Raw genomic sequence first — 18,151 nt, forward strand, 5'->3', positions numbered from 1 at the left:
TCGACGCTTTTGCGCTCCATGAACAGGATGCACGACCTGGTCCCCTCGGCGCGGGTCACCGGAAAGATCCTCGTGGACGACGGCGACATCTACGACAGGGGCGTCGACCCGGTAGCCATACGCCGCCGCGTCGGCATGGTCTTCCAGAAGCCGAACCCGTTCCCGGCCATGTCCATCTACGACAACGTCATCGCCGGCTACAAGCTGAACGGCCGACTGCCGCGCGAAGAGGCCGACGAGATCGTGGAAAGCTGCCTGAAAAGGGTGGCGCTGTGGGACGAGGTGAAGGACCGGCTGAAAAGTAACGCCATGATGCTCTCCGGCGGCCAGCAGCAGCGCCTCTGCATCGCCCGCACCGTCGCGGTGAAGCCGGAGGTGATCCTGATGGACGAGCCCGCCTCCGCCCTCGACCCCATATCGACGCTGAAGATCGAGGAGCTGATCGAGGAGTTGAAGGAGCGCTACACCATCATCATCGTCACCCACAACATGCAGCAGGCAGCGCGCGTATCGGACTACACCGCGTTTTTGTACATGGGGGACCTGGTCGAGTGCGGCGAGACCAAGAAGATATTCACCACCCCCGAAGTGAAGCGCACCGAAGACTACATCACCGGCCGCTTCGGGTAGCGCGGAATGCTCCCTCTCCCTCTCGGAGAAGGTTGGGGTGAGGGAAACCGTGTTATCGTCGCGGGGAAAGATTGCAGACAACTCACCCCGACCCTCTCCCTCCGGGAGAGGGTCGGGGTGAGAGAGACTGTTTTGGTGACCGAGCAAGTTGCAGACAATTTTTTGAATAGCGGAGAGATATATCTATGGAGAGAGAACATTTCAGCAAGCAGTTCGACACCGAGCTGAACGAGATAAGGGAAAGGCTTCTTGAGATGGGGGGCAAGGTCGAGGTGATGATCGACAACGCCATGAAGTCCCTGGTGGAGAGGGACACGGAGCTTGCCGACCGGACCATCGCCTTCGACCACGAGATCAACACGCTGGAGATGGTGATCGACGAAAAATGCCTGGAGGTCCTGGCGCGCAGGCAGCCGGCGGCGCGCGACCTGCGCTTCATGACCCTGGCGCTTAAGATCGTGACCGACCTGGAACGGATCGGGGACCAGTGCGCCAACATCTGCAAGCGGGCGCGGGAGCTGAACCAGGAGCCGTCGCTCAAGCCCTACATCGACCTGCCGCGCATGGCGCAGGCCGCTTCCAGCATGGTCACCAAGGCGCTGGACGCCTTCGTGCGCGGCGACGATGCCCTGGCGATCAAGGTTTGCGAGGACGACCAGTGCGTCGACGAATTGAACGAGCAGATCCAGCGCGAGCTTCTTACTTTCATGATGGGGGATCCCACGACCATCAGCCGCGCGATGAAGATCATCCATGTCTCCAAGTGCCTGGAGCGCATCGCCGATCACGCCACCAACATCGCCGAGATGGTCATCTTCATGGTCAAGGGTAAGGACATCCGTCACACCATTGCCTGAGTTTTCATTTTCAGCTCTTCCCGCCTAAAAAAGACAGGGGCCGCTCGTTCGGCCCCTGTCTTTTTCGTACCGCGACTGTCACACAGTCACATCCACCGTCACAGTTACTCAACGTCACGGGTTTCCCCGGCGCTCTTTGTCACAAAAACAGGTCAAGCCCGTAACGAAGATGACACAGTGCACTGTTATCGTGACCACGGATTCCAACAACAAAGGAGACATGACATGTTGAGACATCTCGCGAAGACCCTGGCACTGGTTGTTGCATTATCGGTAGGCGCCGGCGCGGCATACGCCGACACAACCCTCAAGGGAGCAGGCGCTACTTTCCCCCACCCCCTCTACAGCAAATGGTTCCGGGACTACCAGGCAGAGGACCCCTCCGTAACTTTCAGCTATGAAGCCAAGGGAAGCGGGCATGGGATAAAGAGGATAATAAGCGGCGAGGTCGACTTCGGCGCCACTGACAAATTCCTCACCGACCAGGAACTGAAGGGGGCGCCCGGGAAACTGCTGCATGTACCTACTGTCATAGGCGCCGTAGCGGTGGCGTACAACATCCCCGGCATAGGCGCCGGGCTCAAACTGACACCGCAGGCCCTGGCGGGAATCTACCAAGGGGAAATCACCAAGTGGAACGCCCCTCTCCTTGCCAAGCTGAACCCGAAGCTGAAGCTTCCGGCCCAGGAGATCGTCGTCGTCCACCGCTCCGACAGCAGCGGCACCACCAGCATCTTCACCGACTACCTGAGCGCAGTGGACAAATCCTGGGCTGAGTCCGTAGGCAAAGGAACCAGCGTTACCTGGCCGGTCGGGGAAGGAGCCGAGGGAAGCAGCGCGTTGGTCAAGAAGATCGGAGAGACGCCCAACAGCATCGGGTACGTCGAGATAGCCTACGCCCTGGAAAACGACCTCAACACCGCGGCCCTCAAGAACAAAAGCGGCAAGTTCGTCAAAGCGAACGTGTTGTCCACCCGCGCCGCGGCAGTGCAGGCGATGAAAAAACAGACGGGGAAAGCACTGTCGGCTGAGCCCGATTTCCGTTTGTCACTGGTGGACCAACCGGGCAAGGAGTCCTACCCGGTCGTGGGTCTTACCTGGCTATTGGTGTACCAGGAGCAGCGGGACGCGGTACAGGGGAAAAAGCTGGTGGAGTTCCTGAGATGGCAGTTGAGAAAGGCGGAGAAGATGACCTCGACGCTGCACTACACGCCGCTCCCCGACACCTGGACGAGGCAGGTTGAGCAGACAATCGACAGCATCCGTGTACCGCAGTAGATCATAAGACTTCTGAAAGTGCAGAAGGCGACGTCACAGCAGACGTCGCCTTTTTTATTGAGTTCAAAGGGCAAGATCCTGCTGCCCGATGACCGAAGGCAACCGCTTCGGCGCCTTGATCCGCAGCTGCTTGTTGACGTTCATGCGGCCGAAGACCACCTGGATGTCGGAGACGGCCACCTCGAATTCCTCCGCCAGAAAGCGCACCATGTGGTCGGTGGCCCGCCCGGCACGGGGAACTGCGGTCACACTGATGCAGAGCTGGTGCCCCTTCGGCTTGCCGATGGCGTCGCGCTTGGCATTGGGGGTGCCCAGCACGTTGAGCACGAGCGTGTCTCCCTCCCAGTAAAAAAATGGTTTCTTCGACATTACTTCTTCCAGCCTCCATGATCTACGTTTCCGGCTTGCGCCGGACTAATGGCGGTTACCCCAAAGGCTCATCCTAGCCGGCTTACCGGACTGCTCGCCCCTGCGGTCCAAGCGTTTGCAGGTCGGCCCCGCGCAGAGCGACCAGTATCGCCTCGCCGTCCGGCGCTAACCTGAATTCCCCATATTTCGCTGCCGAATAGTAGTCCCCCTGTTTCTCCTGAAAGAAGAAGGCGTTGGTGGCGAACTTGGGCTTCCCGTTGCGGATGCGGTAACGGAAAGCGACTTCACCGGCAGCCGGCTGGGCATCGCCGGCGAAGCGGCGGAAGGTCGCGACACTGCGCGTGTCCAATGCGAGGATCATCCGGCCGTCCTTCGCTCCCGGGGGGAACTTTTCGTCACCTATCTTGAAGCGCAGAGCCATGTAGTCCCCCTGCATGAGAGAGCGGGGGTCGACGGGCGCCAACTCAAGCAGCACCGTCCGGCCGCTATGGATAAGCTCTTCCCGTTGCCAGATGTTGTAATTGACCAGCACGAGCACACATGCGGCAGTAACAAAGAGGACGATATTACGCATCTTGCCGCCCCTCCTTTGCCGGGATCAATCTCAGCAGAGCCCATCTTGCCACTAAGAGAAGTGCCCCTGTCGCTGCCAGGATCATCGACTTGATAAGCAGTGTCTCGCGCATCTGATAGTAGTAATGGGACAGAAACGACGCCACTGCCATTAAACCCAGACCGAACAACACCCTGTTACCGCCGGCGAATCCGAGAATCAGTATGAGAGCCGCGGCAGCTAGTCCGTGGGTCGGGAAAGAGACCGCCATGATCAGTGCCATGCACGAGACGATGGCGATGCCTTCCTTACCAGAGACCTCGATGTCCAGTTCCTTAAGGATCTGCACGGTCACCGCAAGGAAGATGACGGCAACCAGTGCCGTCCCCACGTCGTTCCCATGCCTTTGCAACCAATCGGCTTCGCCGTGATGCAGGCCCGACAACATCGCTTCTCCCGCGGCTGAAGAGGCCGCGAGTTGGAGTACCCCGAGGGCAAGACCGTAGCCCACCGGCTGCCACAGTTCCGCGCGCGCAACCAGCCGCATCTCCCCGCGCCAGACGACCGCGCATGCAGCCGCTGTAACCGAAAGCACGACTCCGTGCAGTCCGGCCTGCGCAGATGCATAGAAGAGTGCTGCCACTGCCGCCACGGTGGTGAAAATACGGTGCATGAAGTTGGGCATCAGTACAGTAAGGAGCGCCTCGATGCAGAAAAACATGAAGCAGCCAAGCGAAATGCTGGCGCTTCGTTCCTTGAAGATGGCAACGGCGAATAGCGCCTGTCCCGCAAGTCCCACCGCCAGACCGAACTGGCCCGCAAAGTCCCCTTTCGATGGCAACCGGAAGATCGCATAGGCACCGCCGCAGCAAAGTATCGCCGCAAAGCTCGCAGCCCCGGCGCTCCGCATCACCATGGCGAAGCCGGTGCCGACGAACCCCAGGATGAACCATGCGCCGATCCACCCGGCGAACCCCAGCATGGCCCTGATATACCAGGGGGAGGATGGTGCGGTGGGAAGATCCCCTGTTACCAGCCGGGCCTGTCGCAGCCGTCCCCACAGCTCAAAACGTGCCACCGTCTTCATGATTCCACCTCGCCTGCTACCGCCCGTAGCCACCAGCCGCCGACCGCGGAAATCCCCAACACGGTGACCCCTACGAAGAGCAACGCCCCTGCATCCCGGTCGCCGAGGTTATGGCCAAGAAAAACCGCCGCCACGCATACAATGCTCAACACCCCGAGGGCTAAGACGTAGAGGTCGCGGATCCGGTGGCGGTAAACCTGGTAGGAGCAGGCCAACCAGGTGAAGTAGCCTAGAAGTTCAGCGAACCCTGCGGAGGAGCGGCCGACGATGCCCCATGCCGCCAGCGTGGTGAAGTATCCAGCCGCGAAAGTGGCTATCAGGCGGGGGGGCCACCGCTCAGTCAGCCACTGCGTGCCCCGGGTGGCGGCCAATTCCCACACTGCCAGCGCAACCGTATTTACTGCGGTCAATGTCCACAGCAGGGTTTGCGTCCCGTACACGAAGCCGAAAAATCCCGCAAAGGCGATGTAGTAAAGAGTGAGCGCAAGGTTAACCAGTGCCAGCCACACAAGCCACAGCGCCGGGAACCGGGATATGGCGACCCACGGCAGCACGAAGAGCGCCCATGTGGCGAAGAGTTCCCAGGGGTCGGCGCCGGTCTGGTACGTTTGGCCGACGAGCGCCAAAAACGCGCCCACCAATAGCGTCGCAGCAAGAAGGGCGGCTTTCCCGCCCGTCCGTTCCAGGCCGAGACGCCAGGAGGCAAGCACCGAGGCGACAAGCAGCACTTCCGCTATTCCGAACCGGGTGAAATTTCCGAGTTCCTTCCAGTTGTAGGCGAAAAAGAAAATCACCGCTAAGGCGAGGAAGATGGCCCCGCTCCAAAGCGCCAGACCGTCCAGGAACCGGCGCCACTCCATCCGTCCCGGGAGCATCCTGGCGATACGCGACGCTTTAGGCAGGGCTTCCGCGGCCAGGTGCCCATCGGCTATCCATTTGTAGAGTTCCCCCCGGCCGTGGCCGAACCGAAAGCTGGCCGCACTCAAGGGGACAGGCACCTGCGGAGCCAGTCCCCCTGTCACGGTGTCTGGAAAAGGTGCGTCCTCCGTTGCCGGCTCATCTTTAGCGGCGGCATCGGACTGAAGCCGCCGCTCTTGTACCGCCCGGTATTTTTCGTAGAAGATTCCGCAACTGGCGCAGCTATCCGCGGCTGGTTGCTGGACGCCGCACTTGGGGCAAATGATGGATGCGGAGGTGTCTTGCGTAGCGACCGGTTCTGCCGGGCCGACGAAAAATACGTTCGAGCAACGTGGACACTTGGTGTTCGCCCCTTTGGTAGGGACCTTCGCCGGGTCGACATCGGCAGCGAATTGGCAGGAAGGGCATTCTATTCTCATGGCAGGCCGCACTATATAGACATGTCCTATTGTTGTCAAAGGTGAAGCTGCCGTTACTCTCCCCCTCCCTCGACGGGAGGGGGGGACCTGCTTCCCAAGCCCCCTCATAAAAAAATCCGGGTGCCCGGCTTAAAGCCGATGCACCCGGACGGTTCCAGATTTTTCTCTGTCTGCAGTTTTACTTAATGGTCTTGATAGTCTTCTGAACCATCTTCACCACGCTGTTCGGAAGCGGCGCGTACAGCATGGGGGACGCCATCTTCTGCCCTTTGGTCATGCTCCAGTTCAGGAACTCGACCAGCTTCTTGCCCTTGACGGCATCCTTCTGCTTCTCGTAAACGAGCAGCCAGGTGAAGCCGACCACCGGGTAGGCGTCCTTGCCGGGCTGGTTCACCAGCGAGATGCGGTAGTCGGCGGGCATCTTCTTCAGCGCTGCTGCCGCCGCGGCGCTGGTGGATTTGATGGACGGAGCCACGAAGACGCCGGCGCCGTTTTTCAGGGACGCGAAGGGAAGCTTGTTTTCGAAGGCGTAGGCGAGCTCTACGTAGCCGATGGTGTACGGGGTGGTCTTGATCTGTCCCGCAACGCCTTCGTTACCCTTGCCGCCCAGACCTACCGGCCACTTGACCGAAGCGCCCTTGCCGACCTTCTGCGCCCAGTCGGCGTTGACCCCGGTCAGGTAGTCCGTGAAGATGCTGGTGGTGCCGCTGCCGTCGGAGCGGTGGACGACGATGATCGGCTTGGCCGGGAGGTTGATCCCCTTGTTGTCGTCCGCGATCCTCTTGTCGTTCCACATGGTGATCTTACCGAGGTAGATGTTGGCCACGTCCTCGGAGTTGAGCTTAATGCCGGAGGGTACCCCAGGAAGGTTGTAGGTGACTACGACGGCACCCATGACGGTCGGGATATGAAGGAGCTTGCCCGGGGCCGCGCTCAGTTCCTGATCGGAGAGGAACTTGTCGCTGGCGCCGAAGTCGACGGTCTGAGCGGTGATCTGCTTGATGCCGCCGCCGCTGCCGATGGATTGGTAGTTGAACTTGACGCTTTTGTCCACCTTGGCGTACTCGCTGAACCACTTGGAGTAAAGGGGGTACGGGAAGGTGGCGCCTGCGCCGTTAACGAGGGTTTCCGCGGATGCCTGACCTGCGGCGGCGCCCACAGTCGCCACTAGGGCCAGAGCCAGGAATGCTTTTTTTATCTGCTGAATCATTTCTTCCTCCTTTTCGGTTTTGAAGCGACTATAGGCCCGTAATGTTGCAGTCTGGTTACAACGGCCAGAAGAATCTGTGAAAATCATCCCCCTGCGGATGTCTGCAGCCACGTGTTCCCTTCCGCTCCTCCAGCTCAGAGAGCTTCCCTGCGAGACATTTAACCCGCCTGTAACCTTTCCTTCACAAACTGTATGTAAAAGGGGACTGGCTCCGCAAGGTGCCTGTCCCCTTAGAATCCCTTAGAACTAGAAGAGAGGTACCATGCAGACCATATTGATCATCGAAGACGAAAAAGACCTCGCCGACCTCATCGCGTTCAATCTGGAGAGAGAAGGTTTCCAGGCAATAGTTGCAACGGATGGCTTCGACGGGTTGGAGCAGGCAGGAAGAATGCAGCCGGACCTGATTCTATTGGACCTCATGCTCCCGGGCATGCTGGGAACGGAGGTCTGCAAGAACATCAGGAAGTCGGACAGGACCGCGGGGATACCGGTAATCATGCTCACCGCCAAAGGGGAAGAGATCGATAAAGTGGTCGGCTTCGAGGTGGGAGCCGACGACTACGTGGTGAAACCGTTCTCAAGCATAGAGCTGATGCTGCGCCTGAAGGCAGTACTGAGGCGCTCCAAAACCCGCCCCGCCGCTGCGACGGCGATGCAGGTAGGCCCCATCGGCATAGACGTAGAGCGGCACTGCGTCATGGTCAACGGCGAAGAGATCAACTTCACCGGCACGGAATTCAAGCTCCTGCACACCCTGGCGCAGAGGCTTGGCAGGGTCCAGAGCAGGGACGTTCTGCTGCGGGACGTATGGGGGTACAACTTCGTGGACGACAGCCGGACCGTCGACACCCACATAACCCGTCTGCGCAACAAACTGGGGGAAGCGGGGGACCTGATAAAAACGGTCCGTGGTTTCGGCTATAAGCTGGAGCTATGAAGAGAAGTGCAGAACGCGACACCTGGAAAAAATCCTTTATAATAAATTTTTCTAAAAATCCGTCCCATGAGTAGAGACGTCACGTATCTCGTCCGCCTAACAGACATCTGGCAGTTGCCGTGCCAGGAGCTGCTCTAATGGAGGCCGAAGATCATGCCCGTTAACCCGGACCTGCCAGCTGCACAAGGCCAAGATCTATCCGTACGCGTCCGCAGAATACTCATAGTCGACGACAGCCACGCCCAGACCAAGTTCCTGACACAGGTACTGGCGGCGCAAGGGTACGGCGTGCTGGTCTCGCAAAGCGCGGAAGAGGCCCTGGAGCAAATAGCCGAGCTCTCCCCAGACCTGGTGATAAGCGACATCCTCATGCCCGAGATGGACGGTTTCGAGCTCTGCCGGCGCATACGCGGGCTGGACCAGATGAACTCGCTGCCGGTCATCCTGCTGACCTACCTGAACGACCCGACCCACGTGCTGCACAGCCTGGAGGCTGGCGCCAACTACTTCATCACCAAGCCCTACAAGACCGAATTGCTACTGTCCCGCGTCTGCGCGCTCTTGCACGGCGGCGAGGGGTGCTGCCAGGTCCGCGACAACGGCGAGGTGGTCTGCAACTATTACGGCAGCAACTATGAGATCAAGGCCTCGAAGGGCCACGTCATCGACCTGCTGCTCGCGACCTACGAGCTCGCTTCGGAAAAGAACCAGGAAAACGAGGCGGCGCAGGAGGCCCTGAGGAAGCTGAACGAGGAACTGGAAACACGCGTCGCCGAGCGGACCGCTGCGCTCAACGACACCATCTGCGAACTGCGCCAGGAGATCTCCGAGCGGGAAAGCGCGGAAGAGTGCGTAAAGCGCCTGAACCGGCTCCACTCGGTTCTTTCGGAGACGAGCAAGGCGGTGGCGCACACCAAAGATCGGGGCTCCCTCTTCCATGATTTCTGCAGCATCGCGGTCGACCAAGGCTGTTTCAAGCTCGCCTGGGTCGGCATCCTGGATCAACCTTCCGGAGTAATTGCAGTAGCCGCCGCCTGTGGAACCACGGACTACCTGGAGGACCTGACCGTGTCCCTCGATGTGGGGGCATCGGGTAACGGCCCTACCGGCCGGGCGATACGGGAAGGGACCCAATACATCTGCAACGACTTCCTGGGCGACGCCGTCACGCGTCCCTGGCATAAGCGCGGCGCGGCCTACGGCTTCGGCGCCTCGGCAAGCATCGCGCTCAAGCAGGAAGGGCATGTCATCGGCGCGCTCACCTTGTACGCGGACAAGAAGGACTACTTCGATCAGCCCCAGATCGAGCTTTTGCGCCAAATGGGCGCGGATATTTCCTTTGCCTTGGGGAACATGGCGCGCGAGGAACGGCGCCTGGATGTGGAGCGGGCCTTGCTGGAGGAAACGACCCAGCGGATGAACGAACAGGAGCTGCACGAGCAGCGCGTCGAATACCTGGCGCATTACGACATGGTGACGAAACTTCCTAACCGCTTCAGCCTCATGGCCCGGCTGGGCCAGGCGCTGGAGCTCGCCAAAAGGTTCTCAAGCCGGCTGGCCGTCATCTTCATCGACCTGGACCGCTTCAAGAACATCAACGATTCGCTGGGCCACCACATCGGCGACCGGCTGCTGTTCCAGGTGGCGGGACGCCTCCAGGACACCATCCGCAGCGCCGACATCGTGGCGAGGCTTGGCGGCGACGAGTTCGTGGTGGTGCTTCCGCTGATCAATTCCAACATCTCGGCCGCACATGCGGTGCGCAAGATCCAGCAGACGCTGTCGCAGGGATACACGGTCGAGTCCCACGAACTGAACATCACCCCTAGCATCGGCATCAGCGTTTATCCCACGGACGGGGAGACGGTCCAGGAGTTGATGAAACACGCGGACCTGGCCATGTACCACGCCAAGTCGGCGGGGCGCAACAGCTACCAGTTTTTTACCCAGGAGATGAACCTGACGGTGCAGGCGAGGCTGGTGCTGGAGAGCGATCTGAGGACGGCCCTGGAGCGGGACGAGTTGATGCTGCATTATCAGCCGCAGATCGATTTGAAAAGTGGAGAGGTCGTGGGGGTAGAGGCGCTCCTGCGCTGGAGGCATCCGGTGCGCGGGGCGGTGGCGCCGGACGTTTTTATTCCGGTTGCGGAGGATACCGGGCTTATCCTCTCCATCGGCGAGTTCGCCCTCAAAAGCGCCTGCGAGCAGCTTGCGCTCTGGATCTCGCAGGGGCTTCCCCAGCTGAGGATGGCGGTGAACCTCTCGGCGCGGCAGTTCAAGCAGAGTAACCTCCCCAGCCTGCTCGCCGACATCCTCGCCGCGACCGGGGTCGCCGCGCACCTTTTGGAATTGGAGATCACGGAAAGCTCGGCCATGGACGACCCGAATTCCGCCATCCTGCATCTGCGCACGCTGAGGGAGATGGGGGTGAAACTCGCCATAGACGACTTCGGGACCGGCTATTCTTCGCTGAGCTACCTGAAGCTTTTCCCGGTTAACCGGCTGAAGATCGACCGCTCCTTCGTGCGCGGCATCGACACCGACTCCGAAGACGCCGAAATCGCCGCCGCCACCATCACCCTGGCTCACAACCTGGGGAAGGAGGTGGTAGCAGAAGGGGTGGAAACGGAAGCGCAGTGCAGGTTCCTCAAGGGGCAGCAGTGCGACATCCTGCAGGGATACTTCTTCAGCGAGCCCCTCTCCGCCGCCGGCATCGCCTCCTACCTCGCCGCGAACCGGCGCCCCCCTACCCTGCTGAACTGAATCCCCTTCGCTTAAAGCATGTAATCGGTGGAGAGAAAGTGCGACTTCCTCTCCCTGACGATGCTGGTGATGATCTCGCGGTTGGCGTCGGTCTCCCGCGCCGCCACCACGATCCTGATCGAGAAGACCCTGAGCGCGTCCGCCACCGACTGCGTTCCTTCGGCCGAATTCTTACGGCCGTTGAAGGGGAAGCTGTCCGGGCTTCTCTGGCACTTGCTGTTGATGTTGATGCGGCAGACCTGGTTCACCAGCGCGTCGATCAACTGCGCCAAGAGCTCGTCGTCCTGCCCGAAGATGCTCGCCTGCTGCCCGTAGTTGGAATTGACCACGTAATCGATGGTCTCCTTGATGTCCTCGTAGACCACCACCGGTACCACGGGTCCGAACTGCTCCTCGTGGTAGACGCGCATCGCCGGCGTCACCGGGTACAAAAGCGCCGGGAAGAAGTAGGAACCGGAGCGCGCCCCTCCCCCCTCGTTCACCACCTGCGCCCCGTGCGCCTTGGCATCCGTCAGAAGCCCTTCCAGGTATTCCGGCTTTTCCGGCTCGGGGAGAGCCGTGATCGCCACCCCTTCCTGCCAGGGAACCCCGCAGGGGAGCGCGGCTATGCCGGCTGCCATCCCCTTGATGAAATCCCCCGCGATGCTCTTGTGCACGAAGATGATCTTCAGCGCGGTGCAGCGCTGGCCGTTGAAGCTCAAAGCCCCCGACAGGCATTCTTCGACCGCCAGCTTCAGGTCCGCATCGGGGAGGACGATGGCCGGGTTCTTCGCGTCCAGCCCCAGCACGCAGCGAAGCCGGTGCGGGCGCGGGTGGATGGCGCGCAGCGCGTCGGCAACCTTGTGGGTGCCGATGAAGCCGAGCACGTCGACACGCCCCGACGCCATCAAGGGGGGGAGCACTTCCTCGCCGTCGCCGTACACCGTGTTCACCACTCCCGGAGGGAAGCAGTCGCGGAAGGCCTCCAGAAGCGGCGCGAAAAGGAGGATGCCGAAGCGCGGCGGCTTCAGCAGGATGGTGTTCCCCATGACCAGCGAAGGGATGAGAGTAGTGAAGGTCTCGTAGAGCGGGAAGTTGTAGGGTCCCATGCAGAGCACCACCCCCAGGGGGGCGCGGCGGATCTGCCCGATGATCCCCTGCTGGATGACGAAGCGCGAGGAGACCCGGTCGAGTTCCTTGAGCGCCTCGACGGTGTCGCGGATATAGGCTATGGCGCGGTCGAATTCGCCCTGCGCCTCTTTGAGCGATTTGCCGATCTCCCACATCAAGAGCTTCACCACCTCGTCGCGCTTTTCCTGCACGCAGCGGCTGAAGCGGGTGATGCAGTGGATCCTCTCGCCGACCGACATGGTGGGCCAGGTACCCCGGCCGTTATGGTAGGCGCTGACCGCTACATCCAGGGCTTCTAGCGCGGCCTCGACCGAGAGAAGGGGCGCCTCCCCTACCCGCTCGTTCTCCAGTTTCCCGGCAGACTTCACCTGGACCGGCGACACGACCTCCTGCAGGGGGCCGTCCCAGCGTCTCAACTCGCCGTTGATCAGGTAGTAGTCCTGGCGGATAGGGGCATCGATGCGGTAGGGAGCGGGGATCTCTTCATGCGACGGGGAAAAGCAGGCGATCTTGTTCTTCACGTTTCTCTTCCTTACTGGGAGCGAGCCGGCGAAAGGCGCGGTTTTGCACATTAGGACGCGCAACACAGGCTTCACATGGGTGGGATAGCTTTGAAGCTATACGCCAAGACGAGCCGAGCGTCAACCTGTTAATGGGCTAATACAGCGGCAAGATATTGCTCCCAGCATCCCCCCTCCCGACCTCCCCCCTCCAGGGGGAGGAGCAGAAGCCTCAACGTCCCCCCGGAGGGGGAGGAGCAAAGAGGCCTTAGCGTTCCCGCCCCAGGAGGCGGAGAGGCTTCAACGTACCCACCCCCGGAGGGGGAGGGACAGGGAGGGGGTTGTTTTACCCGACTCTGAATTTGGACGCTGTGGCAAGAGCGAATATCTGTCATATCCGCTCGGTCAGTGATACAGAAAGCACGAGTTCCTGAATCAGCAAAAGCCTTTGTCACTGACGCCGTTTGCGCATCCAGTGGCACCTTGTATACTGCTACCATTCCCGCTTGCTATGCCTGTATTTCAGGCGAACTAAGACCATAAAAGGAGACAGAAGATGGGATCAAAGGGGCGCGAAATTGTCGGAATGGATGTGGAGGAACTGCTGGGCCTTTTGCAGCGCGCTTACAGCGACGAATGGTTCGCCTACTACCAGTACTGGCTCGGGGCCAAGGTGGTGAAGGGCCCGATGAAGGACGCGGTGGGCGCGGAACTACTGATCCATGCCACCGAAGAACTGGCGCACGCGGACCTCGTGGCGATGCGCATCATCCAACTGGGGGGAACGCCGGTGACCCGCCCGGAAGACTGGTACAAGTTCAGCAACTGCGGCTACGACGCCCCGGATGATCCGTTCGTGAAGACCCTGCTGGAGCAGAACATAAAGGGAGAGCAGTGCGCGATAGGGGTGTACAAGCGGCTCTTGGACATCACCCGGGAGAAGGATCCGGTGACCTACAACATGGTGCTCACCATACTACAGCAGGAAGTCGAGCATGAAGAGGACCTGCAGGCGCTGCTGGAGGATTACGAACTGCTGGTGAACGCGCTGAAGGGGTAGCGATGAAACGGTAACGTCGAAAGGCCCGGAAGCAGCCCCTGCGCTCCGGGCCTTTTTGCGCTCAACTCCAGCTGGATTGGCTGTCACGGCAGCGACAGTCAGGATGGCAGGATCTGCTGGTCCGTTGTCCTTGTACCTCAGCCGACCTTGTGCAATTATCCCCCCATGAAAAAACCAACCAACATACCGGCCAGTGAGAGCACCGGGCGGCGCAGGATAGCGGTAGCGGCATACCATGGTGCCGAACTGCTCGACGTCACCGGCCCCATAGAAGTCTTCAACATGCTGAACCGCTGCCTTGGGGACGAAGAGGCGCTGAAGTGCGGCTACGAGGTGCTGCTGATGGCAGAGCGACCCGGCCCCTTCGCTTCCTCGCCGGGCATAAAGCTGGTGGCGGACCTCGCCTGGCAGGAGCTTCCAGCTGGCACGGACACCATCTTCGTACCGGGGAGCCCGGACGACGCCCTGGCGGAGGCCCTGAAAAACGAGCATCTGGTGCAGTGGCTGCGCTCGACGCCAGCACTGGCCAGGCGCGGGGGAGATCGCCACTTCGGCCGGGGTCACCGCGGGGATGGACCTGGCGCTCGCGCTGGTCGAGGAGGATTTCGGCAGGAAGATGGCGCTTACCGTGGCCCGGCGCCTGGTCATGTTCCTGAAGAGGCCGGGGGGGGCAGGCGCAGTTCAGCACCCAGCTGCAGGCCCAGATGGTGGAGGGGGGACAGTCAACTCCTGCCTCATATCGCTGTCTCAGCACTCTGTCCGCTCTGACAATAACTAGTCAGGATTATCATGGTGCGGTAAGTGACGACGCCACGATAAAGAAAAGGGCACGCTCTATGAACGTGCCCTTTTCCAGTGCCTGCCGTCTAAACGCTTATTTGAGGAGTGTGTGCTCCAACAGGATCTTGAGACCTATGAGACACAGTACGAGACCTCCGCAGATCTCCACGCGCTTGCCCCATTTTTCCCCCAGACGCCGCCCCAGCAGCATCCCCGCCGCGGTGAGAACACCGGCAACCAGGCCGATTACCGTTGCGGGGAGCCAGACGCTGACCCCCAGCATGGCGATGCTCAAGCCGACCGCAAAGGCGTCGATGCTGGTCGCAACCGACAGCATCACCATGGTCATCCCCTTCGTCGGGTCGGAGGGGGTCTTTTCCTCGTCGTCCTCTTCGAACGCCTCGTGCACCATCCTGCCGCCGACATAGGCCAGAAGGCCGAAAGCGATCCAGTGGTCATAGGCGGAGATCCATTTCTGCACCGTCATGCCGAGGAGCCAGCCGCCGATGGGCATCAGCGCCTGGAACAGGCCGAAATGAAAGCCCAGGCGGAACAGGTGGCGCCCGGTGATCGGGCTGATGACGGCCCCTGCGGCCAAGGCTACGGCGAAAGCATCCATGGCCAAGGCCACGGAGATACCCAAAATGGTCAACCAATCCATTCAAGTTCCTTTTCAATCATTGCGGTAGGAAAGCCAAGCAGTATAGCCAAAGAATCGCTTCTACCCAAGTCTTTTCTACCTTAAACCCGCTAGCTGATACAGTACGGGCGGGTTTTCATCCAGTCCGCCAGCAGGGGGCCGAGCCATTCATCCAGGCCCGGAGCCTGATAGAAGCCGGGAAGGAGCAGGTCGTCGTCCCCGGCGATCACCCCTTCCCTTCTGGCCGTCTCCGCTAGAGGCGTGTCGGGATAGATGCGAATACCGGTGGAGAGCTTCAGCATGTCGAGCTGCAGGGAATCGCCGAAGTCGAGGCTTTGCTGCACCGTCTCCCTGGTTTCGCCCGGGGCGCCGAACATGAGGAACCCCATCCTGGCGATGCCGTGGCGCCGGAGCAGTTCGGAAGCCTCGCGGACCTGGTCGAGGTCGTACTTCTTGTTGAGGCTTTTCAGGATGCCGGGCGACCCGCTCTCGAACCCGAGGCTGACCTCGACGCAGCCGGCGCGGGCCATCCTGGAGACCATCTCCTCGTCCAGGAATCCGGGATAGAGGATGCAGCGCCAGCGGATGCCGAGTTCGGCAGAAAAGATGGCGTCGCAAAGCCGCTTCGCATAGTCGGGGGGGAAGTTGAAGGTGTTGTCGACGAAGTAGAAGTTATTGAACCCGGCGGCGACATGGCGGGAAAGCGCTTCCAAAACGGTATCAACCGGATGCATCCGGATCGCCGTTCCCTCGAGGGCGGGGGTGGAGCAGTAGCTGCAACGCATCGGGCAGCCGCGCCTGGTCTGCAGCGGGATCCAGAGTTCGTCCGCGCGTCCCGCCGGAACCGACCAAAGGGAAGGGTCGGGAAAAGGAAGCCCTTCCAGGCCGCCCCTCACCGCCGAGCCCATCTGCACCGGTTTTCCGGGGAGGCAGAGGCCGGCGATGGCGGAGAGGTCGTCTCCGCGCTGCAAGGAGTCCAATAGCGCCGGGAAGGCCAGTTCCCCTTCACCGCAGATCCCCATGTCGGCGCGGAGGTACTCGAGCATCGCCTCAGGGAAGATGCTGAAGGCGGCGCCGCCCACGACCGTCGGCGCGTCGGACAAGCTCCTGCAAAGAGCGACCGTTTCCCGTACCGGCTCCAGGAGGAACTTGGTGTCCGCCATGCTCTGGTTGTCGACGTTCCTGACCGAGATGCCGATCACCTCCGGACGGAAGCTCCCGATGGCGTCCCGGATGAGCGAGTCATTGTCGCCTCCCCCCATCAGGTCGAGCAGTCCCACCTCGTGCCCCGCGTTGCGGGTGGCGACGGCCACGCAGTTTAGCCCCAACGGGAGCGGCACCATGTTCATGGTTTCAGTATTCGCGGAAATCAACAGGACTCGCATATGCTGCTCCTCCAAAATCTTCGCTCTACTTTACAATCAGGCCTTCTTCACGAACTCCGATTTGAGCTGCATGGCCCCGATGCCGTCGATCTTGCAGTCGATGTCGTGGTCTCCCGAGACGATGCGGATGTTCCTCACCTTGGTGCCGACCTTCACTACCGAGGACGAGCCTTTGATCTTAAGATCCTTGATGACGGTGACGGAATCGCCGTCGTTGAGGGCGTTGCCGAACGCGTCGCGCACGACGCTGTCGGAGGCTTCACTCTCAGCGGCGGCTTGCGGCCACTCATTGCCGCACTCGGGACAGACATACAGGCTCCCGTCCTCGTAGGTGTATTTGGACTTGCAGGAAGGACATTGCGGCAGGTTAGACATTGGTATTCCTCTTTCCTTGATTGTTTTACGGACGGGCAGCAATATATAACCCCGCCACCCTTTTTGCAAACCTCAAAAACAAAGACAAAAGCTTTACCACAGAGGCCGCAGAGGTTCACGGAGGTCGCAGAGAAAGGCAAAAGACTTTGGGTTGAATCCAGTAGGCCTTTGTTTTTGGTTTCCTCAGATTTTCCTCTGTGTACCTCTGTGTCCTCTGTGGTGAGTGCCTTAGGCTTTTGTCTAAGCGACGCGCCTGCGGATGATGTGAACGGAGGTCGCCTTGAAGGAGGCGAAAACGGGTCTTCCTTCGTAAAGGGCTAGTTCGGTAAAGGATTCACGGGTCACGTAAGAGGTCAATTGGAAATCGCAGTCGAGCCGGAGTTTGAGGAAGGGCCCCATGGAGGAGATCTCGGTGATGGTCCCTGAAAACAGGTTCCTGACGCTGGTTTTTTCCTTAGGAAAACTGGTGCTGACGCTGACATTCTCGGGCCTGATGCAGCAATAAACATGATCGCCCGGTTCTGCATCCCCCACCGTGTCGACCTCCTGCCCGCACACCGCAACCGCCACCTGCTGCTCGTGGTTCCTGATGACTTCTCCTTCCAGGATGGTCTCCATGCCGACGAAGTTGGCGACGAACTCGTTGACCGGGTGGTTCATCACCGCCGCCGGCGTCCCTTCCTGCACCAGCCTTCCGCCGTTCATCACCACGATCCGGTCCGACATCCTGAGCGCCTCGGACTGGTCATGGGTGACCAGCACCGCCGAGATCCCTTTCTCCCGGATGATCCTGTCCATGTCGTCGGTGAGCGCCTGTCTCGTGGGGGGATCGAGGTTCGCGAACGGTTCGTCGAAGAAGATCAGCTCAGGCTCCACGGCGAAGGCGCGCGCGAGGCTGACGCGGCGGGCCTCGCCGCCGGAGAGCTTGCGGGCCGAGCGCTGGGCCATATCGGCGAGATTGAAGCGCTCCAGGTAGGTCATCACCCGGCTGCGAATCTCGCTCCGCCCCATCCCCCTTAGCTTCAGACCGCTCGCCACGTTGTCGTAGATGGTGCTGTCGAACAGAAGCGGTTCCTGGAGCACCATCGCCATCTTGCGGCGCAATTGGAGGAAGTCGGCTTCGGTACGGATCTCCTCGCCTTTATATCTGAGTGTGCCGCTTCTGCGCTGCATCAATCCCATCAGGGAAAGAAGCAGGGTCGATTTACCCGCGCCGTTGGGCCCGATGAGAGAGACGAACTCGTTTTCGTACAAACAAAAAGAGGGTATGTCGAGTA

Annotated in this window: 17 protein-coding genes; 7 read left to right on the forward strand and 10 right to left on the reverse strand. The window is 60.5% G+C overall.

Translation table 11 applies throughout. From position 1 onward, the window contains the following. The 3 genes from K419_RS0100005 to pstS (K419_RS0100015) all read left to right on the forward strand — a co-directional run. Nucleotides 1–630: phosphate ABC transporter ATP-binding protein (locus K419_RS0100005; protein WP_026839746.1), on the forward strand; the 630-nt coding region annotated here is incomplete at its 5' end. A 185-nt stretch (nucleotides 631–815) separates the two neighbouring features. Continuing rightward, complete coding sequence (gene phoU, locus K419_RS0100010; protein ID WP_026839747.1) at nucleotides 816–1,487, forward strand: phosphate signaling complex protein PhoU; 672 nt, start codon at nucleotides 816–818, stop codon at nucleotides 1,485–1,487. Between the two features lie 225 nt (nucleotides 1,488–1,712). Beyond that, the gene (pstS, locus tag K419_RS0100015; RefSeq protein ID WP_026839748.1) at nucleotides 1,713–2,765 is read left to right on the forward strand and encodes a phosphate ABC transporter substrate-binding protein PstS; all 1,053 of its coding nucleotides are present in this window, start codon (nucleotides 1,713–1,715) and stop codon (nucleotides 2,763–2,765) included. A gap of 63 nt (nucleotides 2,766–2,828) precedes the next feature. Here pstS (K419_RS0100015) and K419_RS0100020 read toward each other — a convergent pair whose 3' ends face one another. The 5 genes from K419_RS0100020 to pstS (K419_RS0100040) form a co-directional block, all read right to left on the reverse strand. Next, nucleotides 2,829–3,134, reverse strand: coding sequence for a DUF167 domain-containing protein (locus K419_RS0100020; protein WP_012530147.1), 306 nt, complete (start codon nucleotides 3,132–3,134; stop codon nucleotides 2,829–2,831). Nucleotides 3,135–3,216: 82 nt separating this feature from the next. Further along, nucleotides 3,217–3,708: a GDYXXLXY domain-containing protein gene (locus K419_RS0100025; protein WP_026839749.1), complete on the reverse strand. Its 492-nt coding sequence runs from the start codon at nucleotides 3,706–3,708 to the stop codon at nucleotides 3,217–3,219. Then, nucleotides 3,701–4,774: a DUF4401 domain-containing protein gene (locus tag K419_RS0100030; RefSeq protein WP_026839750.1), complete on the reverse strand. Its 1,074-nt coding sequence runs from the start codon at nucleotides 4,772–4,774 to the stop codon at nucleotides 3,701–3,703. The genes K419_RS0100025 and K419_RS0100030 overlap by 8 nt, the downstream gene beginning before the upstream one ends. Further along, nucleotides 4,771–6,111, reverse strand: a complete 1,341-nt coding sequence (locus K419_RS0100035; RefSeq protein WP_026839751.1) for a DUF2157 domain-containing protein — start codon at nucleotides 6,109–6,111, stop codon at nucleotides 4,771–4,773. The genes K419_RS0100030 and K419_RS0100035 overlap by 4 nt, the downstream gene beginning before the upstream one ends. Before the next feature lie 178 nt (nucleotides 6,112–6,289). Next, nucleotides 6,290–7,321 carry a phosphate ABC transporter substrate-binding protein PstS gene (pstS, locus tag K419_RS0100040; protein ID WP_026839752.1) on the reverse strand — a complete coding sequence of 344 codons (1,032 nt, stop codon included), beginning with the start codon at nucleotides 7,319–7,321 and terminating at the stop codon, nucleotides 6,290–6,292. 262 nt (nucleotides 7,322–7,583) lie between these two features. On the opposite strand from pstS (K419_RS0100040), the gene K419_RS0100045 reads away from it, so the two are divergent. Together K419_RS0100045 and K419_RS0100050 are read left to right on the forward strand one after the other, a co-directional pair. Then, on the forward strand, nucleotides 7,584–8,261 hold the full coding sequence (locus tag K419_RS0100045; protein WP_026839753.1) for a response regulator: 678 nt from the start codon (nucleotides 7,584–7,586) through the stop codon (nucleotides 8,259–8,261). A gap of 153 nt (nucleotides 8,262–8,414) precedes the next feature. Further along, nucleotides 8,415–11,024 carry an EAL domain-containing protein gene (locus K419_RS0100050; protein WP_026839754.1) on the forward strand — a complete coding sequence of 870 codons (2,610 nt, stop codon included), beginning with the start codon at nucleotides 8,415–8,417 and terminating at the stop codon, nucleotides 11,022–11,024. Between the two features lie 11 nt (nucleotides 11,025–11,035). On the opposite strand, the gene K419_RS0100055 is transcribed toward K419_RS0100050, so the two are convergent. Then, nucleotides 11,036–12,655, reverse strand: a complete 1,620-nt coding sequence (locus K419_RS0100055; RefSeq protein ID WP_012530140.1) for an NADP-dependent glyceraldehyde-3-phosphate dehydrogenase — start codon at nucleotides 12,653–12,655, stop codon at nucleotides 11,036–11,038. 535 nt (nucleotides 12,656–13,190) lie between these two features. On the opposite strand from K419_RS0100055, the gene K419_RS0100060 reads away from it, so the two are divergent. Together K419_RS0100060 and K419_RS0100065 are read left to right on the forward strand one after the other, a co-directional pair. Then, nucleotides 13,191–13,694, forward strand: a complete 504-nt coding sequence (locus tag K419_RS0100060) for a ferritin-like domain-containing protein (protein WP_012530139.1) — start codon at nucleotides 13,191–13,193, stop codon at nucleotides 13,692–13,694. Nucleotides 13,695–13,859: 165 nt separating this feature from the next. Then, complete coding sequence (locus K419_RS0100065; RefSeq protein WP_026839755.1) at nucleotides 13,860–14,462, forward strand: helix-turn-helix domain-containing protein; 603 nt, start codon at nucleotides 13,860–13,862, stop codon at nucleotides 14,460–14,462. Nucleotides 14,463–14,568: 106 nt separating this feature from the next. Here K419_RS0100065 and K419_RS0100070 read toward each other — a convergent pair whose 3' ends face one another. From K419_RS0100070 to K419_RS0100085, 4 genes are all read right to left on the reverse strand, one after another. Next, entirely contained in the window at nucleotides 14,569–15,135 is a 567-nt protein-coding gene (locus tag K419_RS0100070; RefSeq protein WP_026839756.1) for a manganese efflux pump MntP, read from the reverse strand. Between the two features lie 89 nt (nucleotides 15,136–15,224). Then, nucleotides 15,225–16,499, reverse strand: coding sequence for a B12-binding domain-containing radical SAM protein (locus K419_RS0100075; protein ID WP_026839757.1), 1,275 nt, complete (start codon nucleotides 16,497–16,499; stop codon nucleotides 15,225–15,227). A gap of 36 nt (nucleotides 16,500–16,535) precedes the next feature. Then, nucleotides 16,536–16,874 carry a zinc ribbon domain-containing protein YjdM gene (locus tag K419_RS0100080; RefSeq protein ID WP_026839758.1) on the reverse strand — a complete coding sequence of 113 codons (339 nt, stop codon included), beginning with the start codon at nucleotides 16,872–16,874 and terminating at the stop codon, nucleotides 16,536–16,538. A gap of 240 nt (nucleotides 16,875–17,114) precedes the next feature. Next, a complete protein-coding gene (locus tag K419_RS0100085; protein ID WP_264175555.1) occupies nucleotides 17,115–18,128 on the reverse strand; it encodes an ABC transporter ATP-binding protein in 1,014 nt (337 codons plus the stop codon). Nucleotides 18,129–18,151: the final 23 nt, after the last annotated feature.

Origin of the sequence: Citrifermentans bremense R1, assembly GCF_000426865.1 — a bacterium.
In the GTDB taxonomy this organism is placed as follows: Bacteria; Desulfobacterota; Desulfuromonadia; order Geobacterales; family Geobacteraceae; genus Geomonas; species Geomonas bremensis.